This is a genomic window from Pseudomonas sp. DTU12.3, assembly GCF_004124275.1.
Lineage (GTDB): Bacteria > Pseudomonadota > Gammaproteobacteria > Pseudomonadales > Pseudomonadaceae > Aquipseudomonas > Aquipseudomonas helmanticensis.
The window spans coordinates 4514130-4535983 of record NZ_CP027218.1; the positions used below are offsets into that span (position 1 = coordinate 4514130).

General features: G+C 61.6%; 9 protein-coding genes. 4 read left to right on the forward strand and 5 right to left on the reverse strand.

The genetic code is table 11. The features are described 5' to 3' along the window. Nucleotides 1-129 precede the first annotated feature (129 nt). The gene (locus tag C2E19_RS20660) at nt 130-1452 is read right to left on the reverse strand and encodes an ATP-binding protein (protein WP_129394856.1); all 1323 of its coding nucleotides are present in this window, start codon (nt 1450-1452) and stop codon (nt 130-132) included. Continuing rightward, on the reverse strand, nt 1452-2132 hold the full coding sequence (locus C2E19_RS20665) for a response regulator (RefSeq protein WP_129394857.1): 681 nt from the start codon (nt 2130-2132) through the stop codon (nt 1452-1454). The genes C2E19_RS20660 and C2E19_RS20665 overlap by 1 nt, the downstream gene beginning before the upstream one ends. A gap of 154 nt (nt 2133-2286) precedes the next feature. Here C2E19_RS20665 and dsbD point away from each other — a divergent pair, with 154 nt between their 5' ends. The 3 genes from dsbD to dsbG are packed head-to-tail and all read left to right on the forward strand — an operon-like array spanning nt 2287 to nt 5647. Then, complete coding sequence (dsbD, locus tag C2E19_RS20670) at nt 2287-4020, forward strand: protein-disulfide reductase DsbD (RefSeq protein WP_129394858.1); 1734 nt, start codon at nt 2287-2289, stop codon at nt 4018-4020. Then, nucleotides 4020-4901, forward strand: coding sequence for a TlpA disulfide reductase family protein (locus C2E19_RS20675; protein WP_129394859.1), 882 nt, complete (start codon nt 4020-4022; stop codon nt 4899-4901). Before dsbD ends, C2E19_RS20675 begins: the two co-directional genes overlap by 1 nt. Then, nucleotides 4877-5647 carry a thiol:disulfide interchange protein DsbG gene (gene dsbG, locus C2E19_RS20680; protein WP_129394860.1) on the forward strand — a complete coding sequence of 257 codons (771 nt, stop codon included), beginning with the start codon at nt 4877-4879 and terminating at the stop codon, nt 5645-5647. Before C2E19_RS20675 ends, dsbG begins: the two co-directional genes overlap by 25 nt. 110 nt (nt 5648-5757) lie before the next feature. On the opposite strand, the gene C2E19_RS20685 is transcribed toward dsbG, so the two are convergent. Both C2E19_RS20685 and C2E19_RS20690 read right to left on the reverse strand, forming a co-directional pair. Further along, nucleotides 5758-6582: an alpha/beta fold hydrolase gene (locus C2E19_RS20685; RefSeq protein ID WP_129394861.1), complete on the reverse strand. Its 825-nt coding sequence runs from the start codon at nt 6580-6582 to the stop codon at nt 5758-5760. A 192-nt stretch (nt 6583-6774) separates the two neighbouring features. Beyond that, a complete protein-coding gene (locus C2E19_RS20690) occupies nt 6775-19773 on the reverse strand; it encodes a non-ribosomal peptide synthetase (protein WP_129394862.1) in 12999 nt (4332 codons plus the stop codon). Nucleotides 19774-20144: 371 nt separating this feature from the next. On the opposite strand from C2E19_RS20690, the gene C2E19_RS20695 reads away from it, so the two are divergent. Then, complete coding sequence (locus C2E19_RS20695; RefSeq protein WP_008088195.1) at nt 20145-20699, forward strand: RNA polymerase factor sigma-70; 555 nt, start codon at nt 20145-20147, stop codon at nt 20697-20699. A gap of 93 nt (nt 20700-20792) precedes the next feature. Here C2E19_RS20695 and C2E19_RS20700 read toward each other — a convergent pair whose 3' ends face one another. After that, nucleotides 20793-21806: a GNAT family N-acetyltransferase gene (locus C2E19_RS20700; RefSeq protein ID WP_129394863.1), complete on the reverse strand. Its 1014-nt coding sequence runs from the start codon at nt 21804-21806 to the stop codon at nt 20793-20795. Between the last annotated feature and the right edge of the window lie 48 nt (nt 21807-21854).

A 21854-nucleotide genomic window follows, 5' to 3' on the forward strand; every position in this document is an offset into this window, starting at 1 on the left:
AAGACCAAGAGATCGCAGCCTTCACCAATCCCTGTAGGAGCTGCCGCAGGCTGCGATCTTTTGATCTTGTTTTAAAAAGACGAGATCAAGAGATCGCAGCCTTCGGCAGCTCCTGCATAGGGGGTGAGATCAGACGGGTTGCAGTGGCATGCTCAGTTCGACACGCAAGCCGTCCGGACGGCTGTCGAAATGCAGGGCGCATTCGCAGCGCTGGACGATCGCCTGGACAATCGCCAGACCCAGGCCACAACCGGTGCTCTGGCCGTTGCGCCAGAAGCGTTGGGTCAGATGTTGCAGATCATCCGTCGCAATGCCCGGACCATGATCGCGCACGACATAACGGACGCGGTTGCCAAGGGTCTCCAGGCTCAACTCCACCGCGCAATCCTCGGGCGTATGGCGCAGGGCGTTATCGAGCAGATTGCGCAGCGCGGCAATCGACAACACGGCCGGCATTTGCAACGCTGCTGTGGAGAGGTCGTCCGGCAGCTGCAACTTGATCCGCAGACGTTCGCCACCGGTGGCGTCCTGAATCGCCAGCCGTGCGACTTGCTCGGCACTGCATTGCACGCCATCGTCAAACGACAGACTGCCTTCGACACGCGCCAGCAACAGCAGTTGCTCAAGGGTGCGATGCATGCGATCGGCACCTTCCTCGGCCCGCGCCAGCGATTGATCGCGCGCATTGCCTTCGGTCATGCGCGCCACTTGCAGGTGGGTCTTGATCGCGGTCAGCGGGCTGCGCAGTTCATGCGCCGCATCACCGGTCAGCCGACGCTCTCGTTCGATGGTCTTGGCGATGCGCTGGAACAGCTGGTTCTGGGTGTCGAGCAATGGCTTCAGCTCGCTGGGAAACGCCTGCAATTGCAGCGGTTCCAGCGAGTCGGCATTACGCCGCATCAGCGCTTCCCGCAGGCGATTGAGCGGCGCCAGCCCCTGGCCGATGCCCAGCCACAACAGGCACAGGCAACCGAGCAATGCGACACCCACCGGCACCGACGCAGCCAGCAGAATCGACATGTTCAGGGCTTCGCGTTCGATTTGCCGATCGGCCGTGGTAATCCGTACATCACCGCGAGCAAGGGTGAAACTGCGCCACGGCGCGCCGTCGATCATCTGGTCGTGGAAGCCCATTTTCTCGGCTTCCAGCGCTTGCTCGGGATTGTTGTGACTGCGGGCGAGAATTTCCCCGCGCAACGAGCTGACCTGACAAGCCATGCCACCGGGAATGTTCAACTGCTCGGCGCTGAAATGGGTGCCCTCGCCTTTGCTCGGCAATGTCGGCAACTGCTCCAGCAGGCCGGCGACCATGCGCGCGGAAGCGACCAGGCGCTGGTCGAGGGAAAACATCATCTGATTGCGCAGATCGCTGAGCATCCAGGCTGCCGCCAGCGCCCAGATCAACGCGAACGCGGCGCCGAGCGTCAGGCTCAGGCGCAGTCGCAGGCTCATCACTTGCCTTGATCTCCACCATCGGCCGGGCCCAGGCGATAGCCGAGGCCGCGCACGGTTTCAACGATGCCTTTACCGAGTTTGCTGCGCAGGTGATGGATATGCACGTTGAGCGCATTGCTTTCCAGCTCATCGTTGAAGCCATAGACGCTGTCTTTCAACTGCTCGGTAGACAACACGCGACCGCGGTTATGCAACAACGCCTGCAACAACGACTGTTCGCGGCGCGACAAGTCCACGGCTTGACCACCCAGGCGGGTTTCACGGCTGCTCGGGTCGTAGGTCAGCGCACCGTGTTCGATGAGGTTGACACTGCGGCCCGCCACGCGACGCAGCAGGGTTTGCAACCGCGCGAACAACTCACGCAGGTCGAAGGGTTTGAGCAGGTAATCGTCAGCACCGGCCTGCAAGCCATCGACGCGGTCGGTGACCGAATCCCGCGCAGTGAGGATCAGCACGGGGATTTCCAGGCCGCCCTGGCGCAATTGCTGCAGCAACTTGAGGCCATCTTCGTCGGGCAAGCCGAGGTCGAGCACCATCACATCAAACTCAGCGACCTTGAGCATCGCCCGAGCCTTCGACGCCGTGTTGACGTGCTCGACGGTCAGACCCTGCGCCGTGAGACCGGCAACGATGCCGCTGGCGATCAACTCATCGTCTTCGCAAACCAGTACGTGCATGGTGAGTCCCGTAGAAAAAAGCGGATTAGGCAGTTCGCCGATTAAGCTGACATTATGCCCCGAACGTCACAGCGACAAGGGCGTGGCGGTTAATCATCGGTTAATCGCCAACGGCCATTGTGCACCTCACTTGCACAGGGACAAGGCTTCCTCCATGCGTCATTTTTTTCTTTTGTTTGCCCTCTTGCTCTCGGGCCTGGCCCAGGCAGGAAACAATCCATTCGAGACAAAACCTGAGTTTCTTCCGGTCGACAAGGCGTTCGTCCTCACGTCCGAACGCCTGGAGTCCGGTGAAACCCAGCTGTTCTGGCAAATCACCGATGGCTATTACCTGTATCAGAAACGCCTGAAATTCGATGGCCTGACGGCGCAGCAACAACCAGCGTTGCCCGAAGGCGAATCGCACAGTGATGAGTACTTCGGTGAGCAACCGGTTTATCGCCAAGGCCTCGAGGTGAAGATCCCGGCCTCGGCCAGCGGGCAGATCAAGGTCAGCTATCAAGGCTGCGCGGATGCCGGCCTGTGTTATCCGCCGCAAACCCGGGTCATCGACCTGGGCGGAAAAGCGCCGTCGACGACCGCCACTGAAGCACCGGATCAAGCCCTTGCCAGCGGCCTGCAACAGCACGCGCTGGGCTGGAGCCTGCTAGTGTTTTTCGGCTTGGGTCTGCTGTTGGCATTTACCCCTTGCACGTTGCCGATGCTGCCGATTCTGGCCGGTATGGTGGTGGGCAGCGGCGCCACGCCTCGACGCGGTTTTGCCTTGGCCAGCAGTTATGTGATCTGCATGGCGCTGGTGTACGCGGCGATGGGCGTGATTGCTGCGCTGCTCGGCGCGAACTTGCAGGCGTGGTTGCAGAACCCTTGGTTGCTCGGCACCTTTGCCGCGATTTTTGTTGTGCTGGCGCTGCCGATGTTTGGCTTCTTCGAGCTGCAATTACCGGTGGCCCTGCGCGATCGGCTGGAACACGCTTCGCGCAGCCGCAGCGGTGGCAGCCTGATCGGCGCCGGCGTCCTCGGTGCCTTGTCAGGATTGTTGGTCGGCCCGTGCATGACCGCACCGCTGGCCGGCGCCTTGCTGTATATCGCGCAGAGTGGCAACGCCCTGCACGGCGGGTTGATCCTGTTTGCGCTGGGCATCGGCATCGGTGTGCCGCTGTTGCTGCTGGTGACGGTCGGCAATCGCTTCCTGCCCAAACCCGGCGCGTGGATGAACCTGCTCAAAGGCGTGTTCGGTTTCCTCTTTCTCGCCACCGCGCTGTTGATGCTGCGTCCGGTGCTGGATCCGTCGTTGTGGCTGGGCCTGTGCGGTGCGCTGCTGCTGATCGCGGCCTTCTGTGCCTGGAAGCAATCGGAAGGATTTGGCCGGGTGGCGCAACTGTTTGGCGCGACTTCGCTGTTGCTGGGTGTGTGGGGCAGTGTGCTGGTGATCGGCGCGGCGGGCGGCAGCGATGATCCGTATCAGCCATTGCAGGTCTATAGCGCTGGCCGAACTGTCAGCGCGGCACCCAACGGTCACGAGGCATTCACCACGATCAAGGAACCGGCGGCGCTGCAACGCGAACTGGATGCCGCCAAGGCTCAGGGCCAGTGGGTGCTGCTCGATTACTACGCCGACTGGTGCGTGTCATGCAAAGTCATGGAGAAACAGGTGTTCGGCCAGGACAAGGTCATGCAGGGCTTGAGTGATGTGCGCCTGCTGCGCCTCGATGTCACTGCCGACAATGCCGCCAGCCGCGAACTGCTCGGCCGCTACAAAGTGCCGGGGCCACCGAGTTTCGTATGGATCGGCACTGATGGCGAAGAGCGCCGCAGCCAGCGCATCACCGGCGAAGTCGATGCCGATACGTTCTTGCAACGCTGGACCGCCACCCGAGACGCCAATTAATGCTGACCTTCACCCTCGGCACCTTTGCCATCGCGCTCAACCACCTGCTGCTGATCAGTGCATTGGCACTGGCAACCTTTGTCGGCTGGCGGGTGGCCAAGCGCGGCGGCGATAACCCCGAGTCGGCACTGTTCAGCCTGTTTCTGCTGGGCATGCTGGCGGCGCGTATTGCCTTTGTCGGCGTGTACTGGAGCCACTATCGCAACGATCCGTGGCAGATCATCGACCTGCGCGATGGCGGTTTTCTCGCATGGCCTGGAGTGATCGTATTGCTGCTGGCGGCGCTGTATCGCGGCTGGCGCCGGCCCGGTTTGCGCCGACCGCTGGGCTTTGGCGTGGTCAGCGGCGTGGCGTTCTGGTTGCTCGCAACCCTGTCACTGAATATCTATGAACAAGGCACGCGCCTGCCGGAAATCTCCCTGCGCAATGCGGCCGGGGAAACCATCCAGCTCAGCGACTATCAGGGCGGCCCGCTGGTCATCAACCTGTGGGCGACCTGGTGCCCGCCATGCCGTCGCGAAATGCCAGTACTGGAAAACGCCCAACAGCAACGACCGGATCTGACCTTCCTGTTCGTCAATCAGGCCGAAAGCATGCAAAGCGTGGCGACGTTTCTCGAAACCCAAGGCCTGAGCCTCAATAACGTACTGTTCGACCGCAGTGGCCGACTCGGCCAGGCCGTGGGTTCCATGGCATTGCCGACTACGCTGTTCTATAGCCCTGACGGTCGATTGCTGAGCAGTCATCTGGGCGAATTGTCGAATGCCAGTCTGGCGCGCGCCCTGGAAAACTTCGGCGACCCCAATTCGCTTTCGAACCCGGCCGCAAACCCGGCCACCTCTGCAAGGAAACTGCCATGCCCCGCCTCCGCCACCTGCTGACGCTAACCCTGGGCACTGCCCTGCTGCACTTGCCGTCGGTGCAGGCTGCTGAAGAATTGCCGGCGGCGATCAAGCAGATCGAAGCCAAAGGCGCGAAAATCGTTGGTCAGTTCGATGCTCCCGATGGTTTGCGCGGCTACGCGGCGCAATATCAGAACCGTGGCATGGCGCTGTACCTGACCCCGGATGGCAAACACGTCCTGCTGGGTAATCTGTATGACGCCGACGGCAAGGACCTGAGCAGCGAACCGTTGCAAAAACTGGTCTACGCGCCGATGGCCAAGGAAGTCTGGGCCAAGTTCGAAGCAAGCAACTGGATTCAGGACGGCAACAAGGATGCACCGCGCACGGTGTACCTGTTCAGTGATCCGAACTGCCCTTACTGCAACATGTTCTGGGAACAGGCGCGGCCTTGGGTCAAGTCCGGCAAGGTGCAGTTGCGGCACATCATGGTCGGCATCATTCGCGAAGACAGCCCGGGCAAATCGGCGGCGCTGCTGGCGGCGAAAGACCCGGCCAAGGCGCTGGAAGATCATGAGAAGGCTGGCAAGGCCAGTTCACTCAAGGCGCTCAAAGATATTCCGGCAGCCGTGCAGAGCAAGCTGGGGGCGAACATGCAGTTGATGGAAGACCTCGATTTGCAGGCGACGCCGGCGATTTTCTACATGGATGCCAAGGGTGAGTTGCAACAGCAGCAAGGTGCGCCTTCGCCGGAGAAACTGGCGCAGATTCTCGGGCCTAAGTAACCCTTCTATCTTTATTGCCTGATCTGGCCTCTTCGCGAGCAAGCCCGCTCCCACATTTAGATTTGTGTACGCAGAACCAATGTGGGAGCGGGCTTGCTCGCGAAGAACGATTACTCGGTATGTCGGTTGCGCTCGCTGAGGAAGGCGAACAACACCTCGGTGACAAACTCGGGGTTCTCCAGATTGGAGATATGCCCCGCCTGCGGTACCAGCACCCACGGGCAACCGATCAGCTCGGCCATTTCCTGCGCTTCCGAGGGTGGTCGTGGTTTGTCCTGATCGCCGCACAGTACCAGCGTGGTTGCGGCATTCAACTCACCGAGACGTGGCAATAAATCATCACGGCCAAAGGTGATGCGCCCCATCGGCACGATGCTGTCGCGCAAGCGGTCAGACGAATACGCTGCCAGTTTTGCACGGAAATCCTGATACAGCGCCGACTGCGAATCGATGCCCGGGCGGAAGAAGATTGGCACGACGATGTCGAGCAGTTGCTCGGAGATTTCGCCGCTGTCTTCAATCTGCTTGAACAGCGAGAAGTAATACTGACGGGTCGGCTCCGGCTCGACGCCGACGTAGGTGTCCATCAGCGCCAGGCCGTTGATCCGCTGCGGAGCCGCCAGCGCCAGACGCACGCCCCACATGCCGCCGACCGACAAGCCAACGAGCGTGACCTGATCGATGTCCAGATGATCGAGCAAGGCCTGCGCCTGACGTGCGATGTCGTCCAGCGAGGTGGTGTTTTCGGGTAACCGCCCCGACTCGCCGTGGCCCCACAGGTCCAGCGCAATCACCCGATAGTGCGGCGACAACGCGGCAACCTGCGGCGCCCACATGGCCTGATCCCACAGATAGCTGCCGGCCAGCAGGACTGCCGGGCCGGTGCCTTGATCAATGTAATGCAGTGCTTGTCCGTCAACCGTGAAGAAGGGCATCGATTCACCTGCGCGGTAAAAAACAGAACCGGCAGACTGAGCTGCCGGTTGCTGATCGTCAACCTTGGAAATGATGCGGTTTGTGTTGACGTCCGATGTCAGAAAAGCAAAAAGATCGCAGCCTGCGGCAGCTCCTACAGGGAAACGCGATGTTCTCTGTAGGAGCTGCCGCAGGCTGCGATCTTTTGATCTTTACAGCCCCTCCAGCTCCGCCATCAGATCATTCAACCGGTCAACCTTCTCCTCGGTGATATCACTCGCCGCCAGCCCATCGATGTACTCGGCCAGTTCCTCCACCGTGCTGCACTCGAACATCGCCCGCAACGGCACGTCGCGCTGCAGCGACTTCTGTACCCGCGAAGCGATCTGCGTGGCCAGCAACGAATGCCCGCCCAGCTCAAAGAAGTTGTCACGCACACCGACCTGCTCGACCTTCAACACCTCGGCCCAAATGTCGGCCAGCGTCTGCTCCAGTTCATTGCGCGGGGCCAGATAGTCCTGGCTCTGCAACTGACCGATCTCCAGCGCCGGCAGGGCTTTGCGGTCGAGTTTGCCGTTGGCATTCAGCGGCAACTGATCGAGCCACAACCAGTGCAGCGGCACCATGTACTCCGGCAACTCGGCACGCAGGCGCTGTTTGATCCGCTCCAGACGTTCGCTTGGGTTGAGTGCCGAATCGGCCGCAACCAGATAGCCGACCAAGTGCTTACCGTTGACACCTTCCTGCACACCAACCGCGCCATCGCGCACTTCCGGCTGTTCATGCAGGCGCGCTTCGATCTCGCCCAGTTCGATGCGGTAACCGCGAATCTTCACCTGATGGTCAACGCGGCCAACGTACTCGAGCACACCGTCGCTGCGACGCCGCGCCAGATCCCCGGTGCGGTACAGACGTTCGCCCGGCGCACCGAACGGGTTCGGCACAAACACCGGCGCGGTGCGCAACGGATCGCTGACATAACCGCGACCGACGCCCGTGCCCGCCACGCACAACTCACCCACCGCACCCAGAGGCACCAGTTCCAGCGCGCCATCGACCAGATAGAGCAAGTTGTTGTCGGTCGGTGTACCGATCGGCAAATAGCTGCCGCGCGTCGACGCCATGTCGACACGGAAGAACGCCACGTCATCCGAGCATTCCGCCGGGCCATAAGCGTTGACCAGACCGATGTCCGGGTAACGCAGCAACCATTGATGCGCCAGCTCCGGCGGCATTGCTTCACCGGTCGGCAACATCCAGCGCAAGCCATCGAGGCTCAGGCGCTCCGAGGCGAGCATGCCCTGAATCAGCGACGGCACGCTCTCCAGCACGGTGATGCCCTGCGCTTGCACGTGCACCAGCAACCCTTGCGGATCGTGGGCGATGGTATTCGGCACGATGTCCACCCGCGCGCCGAACAGCGGCGCGGCGAGGAACTGCCAGACCGAAATATCGAAGCTTTGCGAAGCGGTCTGGGCGATGACGTCGGCGTCGCTCAGATTCAAGTACGGCACCTTGCTCAACTGGTTATTAAGCATGCCGCGCTGCTCGACCATCACGCCTTTCGGCAGGCCAGTGGAGCCCGAGGTGTAGATCACGTAGGCGAGGTTGTCCGGGGCGCTGTAAATGCCCAGGTCCTGCGCCGACGTTGCCGCCGCCTGAATCTCTTCCCAGACCAGCAACTTTGGACGATTGGCGCAGCTGAACTCATCCAGCAACGTCTGCGCCTGTTCAAAGCATGCTTTAGAGCAGACGAGAACCGGCGTGCGGCTCAGCTCGATGATGCGTTGCAGACGCTGGCTCGGCAGGCCCGGATCCAGTGGCAGATAACCCGCGCCAGCTTTGAAGCTGCCGATGATCATGCCGAGCAGATCGAGATTTCGTTCGCCGAGCAAGGCCACCGGTTGATCCATCTGCACCCCGGCCGCGACCAGTGCATGGCCGAGACGGTTGGCGTTGTGGTTCAGTTCAGCGTAGCTCTGTTGCTGATCCAGGCACGTCGCGGCGATGCGCTGCGGATGCGCCGTCACCTGTGCTTCGAACAGCGCCACATAGCTCTGCTCCAGCGGATAATCGTGGCCACTCTGGTTGCAACCGTGCAGCAGGAAGTCCTGTTCCTCGGTACCCAGCAGCGGCAGATCGGCCATGTCACCATGGAAGCCATCGACCAGCGCCAGCAGCAGACGCTTGAACTCGCCGAGCATGCGCTCGATGGTCGATTCGTCGAAATAACGCTGGTCATACGACAGGTGCAAACCAAGGTCATCGCCCGGGTAGCACACCGCCGTCAACGGGAAGTTAGTGTGCGTGCGGCCGGAGTCCGAGGTCGCATTCAGGCTCTGCGCCCGATCCAGCACCGAGACTTCAACCGGGGCGTTTTCGAAGACAAACAAGCTGTCGAACAACGGCTGGCCTTTCGGCAATTCGCTTTGTTCCTGGATGTTCACCAGCGGCAGGTATTCGTATTCGCGCAGTTGCATGTTGCTGTCGAGCAAACCACTGAGCCACTGACGCACGCTGCTACGCTGATCGTCAGCCGGCATCTGCACCCGCAGCGCGATGCTGTTGATGAACAGACCAACGGTGCGCTGCATCTCCGGCATTTCCACCGGCCGCCCGGCCACGGTCACGCCGAACAGCACATCACGATCGCCGCTCATACGGCGCAGCACCAAGGCCCACGCTGCTTGAGCAAACGTGTTGATCGTCAGTTGATGCGCCTGCGCCAGTTCACGCAGACGCGCACCGTCCTCGACATTCAGGCGGGTGTAGCGATCGCCGACGATCATCCCGCCGCTTTCACCGGCATGTTCACGCAGGAACGGCCGGTCACTCGGAATCGGCGTGGTGCGCTCAAAGCCTTGCAGATTGCTCTGCCACCACTGCCGCGCTTCGTCGAGGCTCTGGCGTTGCAGCCAGCCAATATAGTCGCGATAACGCGGCGGCACGGCGAGTTGCGCTTCACGACCCTCACCGAGGGCGGTGTAGATCTCGAAGAAGTCATTCATCAGCAACGAGCGGCACCAGGCATCGATGAGGATGTGGTGGTTGCTCATCATGAACCAGTAGCGCGCCGCGCCGACCTTGATCAGGCGCAGGTGGAACGGTGCCTGATTGAGCAGATCGAAACCGGCCTTTCGCTCGTTTTTCAGCAGCGCTTGCAGCTTCGGTTCCTGCTCGGTTTCGGCGATGGCGCTCCAGTCCAGATACTCGATTGGCGTGCGACCCGGGGTGTGAATCACTTGCAGCATGTCTTCGCCGACGTTCCAGCAGAACGACGCGCGCAACGCTTCATGACGGGCGATCACCGCTTGCCAGGCCTGAGCGAAACGCTCGGCGTCGAGTTCACTGTTGATGCGGTAGCGATCCTGCATGTAGTACAGACCGGTGCCCGGCTCGAGCAAGGTGTGCAGGAGCATGCCTTCCTGCATCGGCGTCAGCGGATAGACGTCTTCGATGTGCGCGGCCGGCACCGGCAAGGCATCGAGTTGCGCCTGAGTCAGCTTGGCCAATGGGAAGTCCGAAGGCGTCAGTCCACCGGCGTCGTCTTGCAGGCAATGGTCGATCAGGCTTTGCAGCTCACCGAGGTACGCGTCGGCCAGATCGTTGATGGTCTGTGCGTCGTAACGCTCGGCGCTGAAGGTCCAGCGCAAGAGCAATTCACCGCCATAAACCTGGCTGTCGACGCTCAATTCATTCGGCAAAGGTGCCTGCGGATCGTGGGCGGCACCGACCGGCTCGTCCAGCGGACGGAACAGCGCATCGCTGCCAAAACTCTGATCGAACTGGCCGAGGTAGTTGAAGGTGATCGGCGCCTGCGGCAACGCGGCCATGCTGCGCTGGCTGAGGTCGTCGGCGAGATAACGCAGCACTCCATAACCGAGGCCTTTGTGCGGTACCGCGCGCAGTTGCTCCTTGATCGCCTTGATCGAAGCGCCCTGCCCGGCGGCCTCTTCGATGTTGTGCGGGGTCAGGCGTAATGGATAGGCGCTGGTGAACCAGCCGACGGTGCGGGTCAGGTCGATCTCGTCGAACAGGGTTTCGCGGCCGTGGCCTTCCAGTTGAATGAGCGCCGACGGCTGACCGCTCCAGCGGCACAGCACGCGGGCCAATGCGGTCAGCAGCAGATCGTTGACCTGCGTGCGGTAAGCGGCCGGCGCCTGTTGTAGCAACTGTCTGGTGTGTTCGGCATCGAGACGCACGTTGACGGTTTGTGCGTGACGATTCTGCTGGCCGCCCTGCGGGTTTTCGCAAGGCAGATCGGCGTTCGGGCCGGCCAATTGCGTCTGCCACCAGTCGAGTTCTTCGCGCAGGGATTCGCTGCCGGCGTAGGCCTGCAAGCGTGCGGCCCAGTCTTTGAAGGCACTGGTTTTTGCCGGCAGTTTCACCGCTTGTTCGGCGTCGAGTTGGCGGTACACGGTTTGCAAATCGTCGAGCAACACGCGCCACGACACGCCATCGACCACCAAGTGATGGATCGCGATAAACAGGCGTTGCTGACCGTGCGGGCCATCGACCAGCACGCCACGCAGCAGCGGGCCTTGCGCAAGATCGAGGCTGCGCTGGGCATCGGCGAACAGTGCTGCGCACTTGTCCATCGACGGCACGCGCACTTGCCACAACACCGCCGCATCGGACACCGGTTGATGGCTGGCTTGCCACCGGCTGTCGGACTCGGTGAAGCGCAGACGCAGGGCGTCATGTTGCTCGATCACCGCCAGCAACGCTTGCTCCAGACGATGTGGTTCCAGCGCCACGGTTGGCTCCAGCAACAGCGCCTGATTCCAGTGCTGACGCTCAGGGATATCGGTGTCGAAGAACCAATGCTGAATCGGCGTCAGAGGCGATTCACCAACCACCAGACCTTGCTCGGCCGTCACTTGTTCGGTGCGGCTGGCCACGGCGGCGAGGGTCTGCACAGTCTGATGCTGGAACAGGTCACGCGGGCTGAAATGAATGCCTTGCTGACGTGCGCGGCTGACCACTTGAATCGACAGAATCGAGTCGCCACCGAGTTCGAAGAAGTTGTCGTTGAGGCCAACCTGTTCGACGTTGAGCACTGCGCACCAGATCTGCGCCAGGGTCTGCTCCAGCTCGTTACTTGGCGCGACGTAGTCCTGACGATTCGCCTCAGGATTCGGCGCCGGCAACGCACGACGATCGAGTTTGCCGTTGTCCGTCAGTGGCATGCTCGCCAGCAGAATCAGGTGCGTCGGCACCATGTAATCCGGCAGTTGCGCCTTGAGCTGCGACTTGAGAGCGTCGCGCAGCTCGGCCTGTTTGGCTTCGCTTTGCTCGGCAACTTCGGTGACCAGATAGCCGACCAGTTGTTTGCCGCTTGGCGCATCGAGGGCGAGCACCACGGCTTCGCGGATCGAATCGTGATCGAGCAAACGGGTTTCGATTTCGCCCAGTTCGATACGGAAACCACGGATTTTCACCTGATGGTCGATCCGGCCCAGGTATTCCACCAGGCCATCGGCACGCTGGCGCACGAGGTCGCCGGTGCGGTACATGCGCCCGCCATCAGTGGCAAACGGGTCCGCGATAAAACGCTCGGCGGTGATCCCCGGACGATCGTGATAAGCCTGGGCCAGACCGGCGCCGCCGACGAACAATTCACCGGTCGCGCCCTGTGGCACCAGCGCCAGATCGGCGTCGAGAATGTACGCAACACGCGCGCCAATCACGCTGCCGATCGGCACGCTGCCGGCGCCCTCTTCCAGCACCTCCGGCGCCAGACTGGCCAGTGGCATGACCACGGTTTCCGTCGGGCCATAGGCGTTGAAAAACATCGCCGGTTTGAACGTCGCCCGGATGCGTTGCAGATGCTCGCCGGTCAGCGCTTCACCGCCGGTGATGATCATCCGCACCGGCAGGATCTCGTTTTGCGTCGAGAGGAACTGCGCCAACTGGCTGCCGTAGCTCGGGGTGAAACCGAGCACGTTGATTTTATGCGAACGGATCAAACCGCAGATTTCTTCGGCGTCCCACTGACCTTGCGCACGCAACACCACTTGCGCGCCGCTGAGCAGCGGCACCAGCAGACGCTCGGTCGCCGCGTCGAAGTTGATCGAATAGAAGTGCAGTTCGCAATCGTCCGGGCGCATGCCGAAACGCTCGATCACGGCTTGGCAGTGCATGGCGATTTCGCCGTGGGAGACCACCACGCCTTTCGGTTTGCCGGTCGAACCCGAGGTGTAAATCAGGTACGCCTGATGCTGCGGCAGGCTGATAAACGGCAGCTCGCTGGCCGGATAATCAGCGAGTGCCGCGCTGTCGTCTTCCAGGCACCAGCGCGCCACACTCGACGGCAGATCGCCAAGGGCATTGAACATCGCGCGATCACTGAGCAGCAGGCCGATGCGGCTGTCTTCGATCATGTAATGCAGACGGTCGAGCGGGTACTCCGGGTCCAGCGGCACATACGCACCGCCAGCCTTGAGAATCGCCAGCAGGCCGATGACCATTTCCAGCGAACGCTCCAGCGCCAGACCGACGCGCACTTGCGGCCCGACGCCACGCTCACGCAAAGCCCAGGCCAGGCGATTGGCGTGGGCATCGAGTTCGGCGTAGCTCAGGGTCTGCCCGGCGAAGGTCAGCGCAGGGGCGTCTTTACGCGCCAGTGCCTGCTCGGCGAACAGGTGATGGATGCACTGATCGAGACGATGCTCGCCCGGCTCGATACCGAGGCTGTCGAGCAGTTGCTGTTGCTCCGGCGAATCGAGCAGCGGCAATTCACTGAGGCGCTGTTGCGGATCGGCGATCAGTGCTTCGAGCAAGTTGCGCCAATGTCTGGCCATGCGCGCGATGGTCGGCTCGTCGAACAGATCGGTGCTGTAAGTCAGGCAGCAACCGAGGCGATGATCGAGGTCGGTGACTTCCAGGTTGAGGTCGAACTTGGTCGCCCGCGCATCGTTGGCCAGATATTCGACGGTCATGCCGGCGAGCATGCGGCTCTGCTGGAATTCCCAGCGCTGCACGTTACACATCACCTGGAACAGCGGGTTGTACGCGGCGCTGCGTGGCGGCTGCAAGGTTTCAACCAGATGATCGAATGGCAGATCCTGATGCGACTGGCCTTCGATCACGGTGTGGCGCATCTGCTCGAACAACTCGCCGACCGACATCATCCCGTCGAGCTGGCAACGCAGCACTTGAGTGTTGAGGAACGCACCGATCAGCCCTTCGCTTTCCGGACGAATGCGGTTGGCCACCGGCGCGCCGATGCGCAGATCGGTCTGGCCGCTGTAGCGGTAGAGCAGCGTGGCCAGTGCGGCAGTCATGGTCATGAACAGGGTCAGACCGTTTTGCGCATTGAATGCACGAACGCGCGCGGCGAGGTCGTCGCTGAGGTCGAAACGGAACAGCTCGCCCTGGTGGCTTTGCACCGGCGGACGCGGGCGGTCGCCGGGCAATTCCAGCAGCGGATGTTCGCGACCGAGTTGCGCGGTCCAGTAATCGAGTTGGCGCTGACGCTCGCCGGACTCCAGCCAGTTACGCTGCCAGACGCTGTAGTCGAGGTACTGCACCGGCAACGGTTCCAGCGGCGAATCGCGATCATCGACAAACGCTTCGTACAGCGCACTGAGTTCACGGGCGAAGATGTCCATCGCCCAACCTTCGGTGACGATGTGGTGCAGGGTCAGGACGAAGTAATGTTCGTGCTCGGCAGTCTTGACCAGGCAGGCGCGCAGCAGCGGACCGGTTTCCAGGTCGAACGGCAGATGCGCTTCTTCATCGGCCAGTTGCTGAACCTTTTGTTCACGCACGTCGGCGGCGAATTTGGAGAAATCCTTCCAGCCCATGCGCACGCCGGTTTCGGCATGCACCTGCTGACGGGCGACGCCATCAACGCTCGGGAACGTGGTGCGCAGGGTTTCGTGACGCAAGATCAGCGCTTGCAACGCCGACTCGAAACGCTCGACATGCAACACGCCACGCAGGCGCGCCATGCCGCCGACGTTATACGCCGGGCTGTCCGGTTCCATCTGCCAGAGGAACCACATGCGCTGTTGCGAGTACGACAGCGGCACCGGTTTGCTGCGATCAACCTTGTCGATCGGTGGCTGCTTGTTGGTGCGGCCGCTGACCTGGATCAGGCGAATCTGTTCGGCGAAATCACCGAGTTCACTGTGCTCGAACAACGCGCGCAACGGCAGTTCGACGTCGCAGGCCTGACGGCTGCGCGAGATGATTTGCGTGGCCAGCAGCGAGTGACCGCCGAGGGCGAAGAAGTCGTCGCGCAGACCGACTTGTGCCAGACCCAGCACTTCGCGCCAGATCGCGGCGATCTGCTGTTGCAGTTCAGTGACCGGCTCGACGTGTTCACGAACCTGCCATTGCGGCTCGGGCAAGCCGCGGCGGTCGAGTTTGCCGCTGGGGCTGAGGGGCATTGCGTCGAGGCGCATCAGTTGCGCCGGGACCATGTATTCCGGCAGCTCGGCGGCCAGTGCAGTTTTCAGCCGGGTGGTTTGCTCGTCTGCATCAACGCTGGCATCGGTGGCGGTGAAGTAGCCAATCAGTTGCGCGCCGGCAGCGGTTTCACGCACCAGCACCACGGCTTGGGCGACGCCGTCCTGCGCGAGCAAACGCGCTTCGATTTCTTCCGGCTCGACGCGGAAACCACGCAGTTTGACCTGCTGATCGAGACGACCGAGGTACTCGATCACGCCGTCCGACGTCCAGCGTGCACGGTCGCCGGTACGGTACAAACGCGCGCCCTGCTCGCCCAATGGATCGACGACAAAGCGTTCAGCGGTCAACGCTGGACGACCGAGGTAACCGCGAGCCAGACCGATGCCGCTGATGCACAACTCTCCCGGCACACCGGCCGGCACGGGATTGAGATCGGCGTCGAGTACGCGGCAAATCACGTTGCCCAGCGGCCGGCCGATCGGTGAGCGCTCGCCATCGGCCGTGGTGCAATGCCAATGGGTGACGTTGATCGCGGTTTCGGTCGGGCCGTAACGGTTGTGCAATTGCACCGCTGGCAATTGCGCCAGCACGCGATTACGCAGTTCGGCCGGTAGTGCTTCACCACCGGAGAAGACCCGGCGCAGACTGGTGCATTCGGCGCTCAGCGGTTCGTCGATGAACAGCGAAAGCAGCGGCGGGACAAAGTGCAGCGTGGTCACGCCATGCTCTTGAACAAGCTGGGCGATTCGATGCGGATCGCGGTGTTCACCGGGACCTGCAATCAGCAGACGTGCGCCAGTGATCAACGGCCAGAAGCATTCCCACACCGACACGTCGAAACTGATCGGTGCTTTTTGCATCAACACATCGGTTTCATTCAGCGCGTAAGCGTTCTGCATCCATTGCAGGCGCTCAGCTAATGCCGCGTGGGTGTTGCCGACGCCTTTCGGCTGGCCGGTAGAACCGGAGGTGTAAATCACGTAGGCGAGGTTGTCGCCGTGCAGGTGCAAGCCCGGCGCCTGGCTCGGCCAGTTTTCCAGGTGCAGCGCGTCCATGGCGATGACGCTAACGCCGTCGCTGGCCGGCAAACGGTCAAGCAATTCGGTCTGGGTCAGCAGCAGCTCGACGCCGCTGTCGCTGAGCATGTAGGCGAGACGCTCGGCCGGGTAATCCGGATCCAGCGGCACGTAGGCGCCGCCAGCCTTGATGATCGCCAGCAGACCGATCAACAGTTGCGGCGAACGCTCGGCGGCGATAGCCACGCAGACATCCGGACCGACACCTTTGTCGCGCAAATAGTGCGCGAGGCGGTTGGCCTGATTGTGCAGTTCGGCGAAGTCGAGGCTGCCGCCCTCCCACACCAGTGCGGTGCGTTCCGGCGTTTGTCGCGCCTGCTCATTGAGCAGTTCCGGCAGCCATTGTTGTGCCGGGGCGCACGGCGCGACGCTCCAGTTTTTTTGCTGATCGTGCTCGTTGATGGTGAGCAGTTGCAGGTCGCCGATGGCTTGCTGCGGGCGCTCGCAGACATCGCGCAACAGGTTGCTGAAATGCTCGCACAGCCGCTCGATAGTCGCCGCGTCGAACAGTTCGCTGGCGTAGTCAAACGACAGCGTCAGGCGACCGTTACGGTCTTCTTCGCTGTGCAGTTGCAGGTCGAACTTGGCTTCGCGGCTGTGCCACGGCAGCTCTTCGGCAAGCAGACCCGGCAGGCGTTTCAGCGCACTGAGGTCGCGTTGCTGATGGTTGAACATGACTTGGAACAGGCCTTGTTCACGGGCCTGCGGGAAGGCTTCGAGGAGTTGCTCGAATGGTAGATCCTGATTGGCCTGCGCACCGAGTGCGGCCTCGCGAGTCTGGCCCAGCAGATCGACGAACGAAAGGCGCGAATCGATCTTTGCGCGCAGCACCTGGGTGTTGATGAAGAAGCCAATCAGGCCCTGGGTTTCCAGGCGCGGACGGTTGGCATTCGGCACGCCGATGCGGATGTCGCGCTGACCGCTGTAGCGATGCAGCAGGCTCTGGAATGCCGAGAGCAGCAGCATGAACGGTGTCGCTTGGTGCGCCTGCGCGGTATTGCGGATCGCATCGCTGAGGCTCACGCCCAGACGTACGGTGTGGCGTGCTGCACTGTGAGTTTGCTTGGCGGATCGTGGGTAATCGGTGGCCAGTTCCAGCGCTGGATGCTCGTCGCCCAACTGGTTTTTCCAGTAGGCCAGTTGCCGCTCGCCCTCACCTTGCGCCAGCCATTGGCGCTGCCAGCTGCCGTAGTCGGCGTACTGGGTTGGCAGTGGCGCGAGGCTGGCCGTCGCGCCTTGCGAAGCGGCGGCGTACAGGCGCGAAAACTCGTCGATCAAGATATTCAGCGACCAGCCATCGGCGATGATGTGGTGCAGCGTCACCAGCAACTGGTGATCTTCGTCGTCGAGACGCACCAGCGTCACCCACAGCAGCGGGCCTTTTTCCAGGTCGAACTGGCTGCGCGCTTCGTCTTCGCGGATCTGCTGCCCGCGGGCTTCACGCTCATGCGCTGGCAGGTCGCTGATGTCGATCAGTTGCAGGTTGAATTCGGCGGCGGCATCGACTTGTTGCAGAGCCACGCCGTCGCGTTCGAAGAAGCGTGTGCGCAGGGATTCGTGGCGCTCGATCAGCTGCTGGAAGCTCGCGCGCAAGGCGTCTTCGTCGAGTTCGCCGCGCAGGCGAAGGGCACCGGGAATGTTGTAGGCGCTGCTTTGCGGGTCGAGTTGCCAAGTGATCCACAAACGGTTTTGCGCCAGCGATTGCGGCATCGGCTCGCTGCGCGACAGTGCGGTGATTGCACCTTGGGCGCTGCCGCCGTCTTGCTGCTGTTGCGCCACGGCTGCGGCGAATGCGGACAGCGTCGGCGCTTCGAAGAGCAGGCGCAGGTTCAGCTCAAGAGCGAGTTCTTCACGCACGCGGGCGATCACTTGCGTGGCGGCGATCGAGTTGCCGCCAAGCAGGAAGAAGTGATCGTCGGCGTTGACCTGTTTGACGTTGAGTTGCTCGGCCCAGATCTTGCCGATCAGGGCTTCGAGTTCAGAGACGCTGGTGGTCGCTTGTTGGGTTTCAGACGTGGTTGACGGGAACACCGCGTAGCTGTCGAGGCTGCCATCGGCCAGGCGATTGCGGCAGGACGAGCGTTGCAACTTGCCGCTGGAGGTTTTCGGCAACGCGCCCGGATTAAGCAACACCACCACGCTCGGCGCTTCCTGATACGCCTCGGCCACGGCTTGGCGAATGGCTTTGATCAGCGCTTCCGGCGGCAGGATTTTCTGCACGCTGCGGCTGATTTCCGCAGCGATGCCGATGCCTTCTGCGCCATTCTGATTGACCGCGAATGCAGCGACGCGGCCCTTGCGCACCACTTCCACTTCGTTCTCGACAGTCTTCTCGATGTCCTGCGGATACAGGTTGTGGCCGCGCACGATGAGCATGTCTTTCAAGCGGCCGGTGACGAACAACTCGCCGTCGCGGATAAAACCGAGGTCGCCGGTGCGTAGCCAGGTGCGGCCGGCGTGCTCGACGAAGGTCTTGGCGCTGGCCTCGGGGTTGCGCCAGTAACCGAGGGCGATGCTCGGCCCGGCCGCCCAGACTTCGCCGATGGCGTTGTCGGCGAGTTCTACCAGCGTATTCGGCTCGACGATCAGCACCGCATGCTCAGGCTGGCTGATCCCGCAGCTCATGATCGGGCTGCCCTCGCCCGGCTCGGCACGGTTTTGTGCCAGAGCCTGATCGTCCACGCGCAGTGCCGGAATGCCAGTGCCGCGCGGCGTGCCGGCGACGAACAGCGTGGCCTCGGCCAGACCGTACGAAGCCATGAAACTGTCGTCGCTGAAACCGCTCGCGGCGAACTTTTCGGCGAAGCGCTCAAGGGTGTCGAGACGGATCGGCTCGGAACCGGAATAGGCCACGCGCCAACGGCTCAGATCAAGGCGTTCAAGCGCCGATTCGCTGACCCGTTCGCTGCACAGGCGATAGGCAAAATCCGGCCCGCCGCTGATGGTGCCGCCGTATTGGCTGATTGCTTCGAGCCAGCGCAATGGCCGACCGAGGAAGTACGCCGGCGACATCAGGATGCACGGCACACCGCTGAAGATCGGCTGCAGCAAGCCACCGATCAAACCCATGTCGTGGTACAGCGGCAACCAGCTGACGATGACGTCGTCCGGGTTCACGTCAATGCCGAAACCATGGCGGATCAGCATTTCGTTGGCGACCAGATTGCCGTGGCTGACCTGCACGCCTTTGGGCAAAGCGGTAGAGCCGGAGGTGTATTGCAGGAAGGCGATGTGATCTTGCGGCAGGTTCGGCTCGACCCAGTTTTCGGCCTGTGCACTGTCGAGGGTATCGACGCACAGCAGCGGCGGCGCGCCTTCGATCTGCTGCAAGGCGTCGCGCAGGTCAGCGCTGGTCAGCAGCAGGCGCGGTTCGGCGTCGGCAATGATCGACAGCAGACGCTCCTGATGGTGACGACGGGCGGATTCCGGCGGATAGGCCGGCACCGCGATCACGCCTGCGTACAGGCAACCAAAGAAGGCCGCGACGTAATCCGGGCCGCTGGGAAACAACAAGACTGCACGATCGCCGTATTCGGCTTCGGCCTGCAACGCGGCCGCAATGGTGCGCGCGCGTTGATCCAGTTCGCGATAGCTGAGTACCACAGCCTGCTCTGCGTTTTCGGCGAGAAAACGCAGGGCCAATTGGTCCGGTGTCAGGGCCGCACGGCGCTGGAGGGCTTGGACCAGAGTGCTGGGGATTTCGAACGCGTCGGTCATGAGGTTTCCTGCCTGAATTCGGCTTGCGAGTGGAATCGGGTTGCTGTGTCACGCCCCTCTTGGGCATGCAGGGCGCGGTCTGTGCCGACCGCGCAAGGCTTGGGAATGCTGTCTGGCCGGGGCTCGATACCCGGAACCATTCACCAATGAGAACGGATGACGTCTTGAAATAATTAGTCGGCAGGCTGGATCGCCAATGGGGCCGGGATGCGGCGGCGTGTCGCAGTTCTCACAACGCACCGATTTGGATCATTAGTTCTTTTTCTCATTTGACAATCATTATCATTCAACATAATTTGTCGCTCGATGTGTAGGACGGCCCCGTCCCCCCAAGGCGTCCCACTAACCTATTTGGCAGCAAGGTGATTTCCATGACGGAACAAGTATCCACAAGCAGGTGCGATTCACCGCTACTTCAGGCATTCGTCGACAATCGACTGATTCTGGTCAAAATTGCAGCCCGCATTACCGGCTGCCGGTCACGTGCCGAAGATGTGGTGCAGGATGCGTTTTTCCGACTGCAGTCGGCGCCGCCGATCACATCGTCGATCAAGGCTCAACTGAGTTATCTGTTCCAGATCGTGCGCAACCTCGCCATCGATCACTACCGCAAACAGGCGCTGGAACAGAAATACTCCGGCCCTGAAGAGGAAGGGCTGAACGTGGTCATTCAGGGTGCTTCGCCGGAAACCTCGCACATCAATTTCTCCACCCTGGAACACATCGCCGACGCGCTGACCGAGCTGCCAAGCCGGACCCGTTATGCGTTTGAGATGTATCGCCTGCACGGTGTGCCGCAGAAAGACATTGCCAAGGAACTGGGCGTATCGCCGACCCTGGTCAACTTCATGATTCGTGATGCGCTGGTGCACTGCCGCAAGGTCTCGGGCAGCCGTCGGGATGCGGTGATTGCCGGTCGCCGCTGAGACCGCATCTGCAGATAGAAAAAGATCGCAGCCTGCGGCAGCTCCTACATGAGGACCCGGTCGCAGGCTGCGATCTTTTGCTTTCAGGTCACTTCAAGCCAACTTGCACCGATCAAAAAACCGCTCACGCCCCAGAATCATCAACGCCGCGCGCTTGTGCGGGAAGTCGAATTCCTTCTCGCAGTGGAAGCACTGGTTCTGCATGTGGCCAATCATCTTGGCGTTATCGGCCCGTGGCTCGGCGACCACGCGTTGCGTGCGCGGATCATCCAGAAACAGGTAATGCACCAGCGCCGACAACCAGCTCGCCACTTTGTGCGGGCCGCGATGATCTTCCTCGCCGACCAGCATGTGAATGCCACGGTCGAAGTTATCGGCATCGTAGAACGGCGCGATGCGATCTTCCTTGGCCCAATAAGCCTCGAAATAGGCAAACGGCTGATCATCGAAACAGCCGATCAGCGTCAGCGTGTGTGGATCGGTGTCGAGTTTGCTCAGGTACTCACGATGCTTTTCGATACTGCCCTCCTCCTGCCAGAAACTGGCGACACGAGGGCTGTTCTGCCAGCGATTGAATCGCGGCAAATCTTCTTCGATCTCCACGGTTCGCAGGGAAATCCACGCACCAAGGCGCGCATCGAAACGCCGATAGACTTCACCACGCGGCTTCACCGGTCGCAGCGGATGGCGCTTGCCTTGGCTGATGACCATTTGCTGCGGGTAGCTGCCGGTCAGCGAAGTGCCGAGCCACGGTTGCGGCAATTGCCAGAACAGCGTGCGTTCGCAGCAGTATTCACCGGCCACTTCAGTGCTTACCAGCAAACCGCTGAGCAACGCTTCGGTCGGCGGCTGATCCAGTTGCCAGGTCAATTGCTGGCAGTCAGGATCGCGGGCGAACAGCCAATAACAGGCGGCCCACAGCGCTTGTCCGGGCGGCAAGGCAAAACGCTCATCGATCTGAATCGGCCCTTTGGCCTCACGATCAAGGCGCAGGCGAATCAGCGGCTGCCCGTCCAGGCTCAGGCTCAGACGGCTTTCGGTGGCATCAGCGATCAGTTGACTGCCCGAAGGCAACGCAAGGGCAGTCAGTTCATTCAGATTGGACATGGGTCGGGCTCACGATAATCGTCGACAGTTCAACGATGGGACGTGATC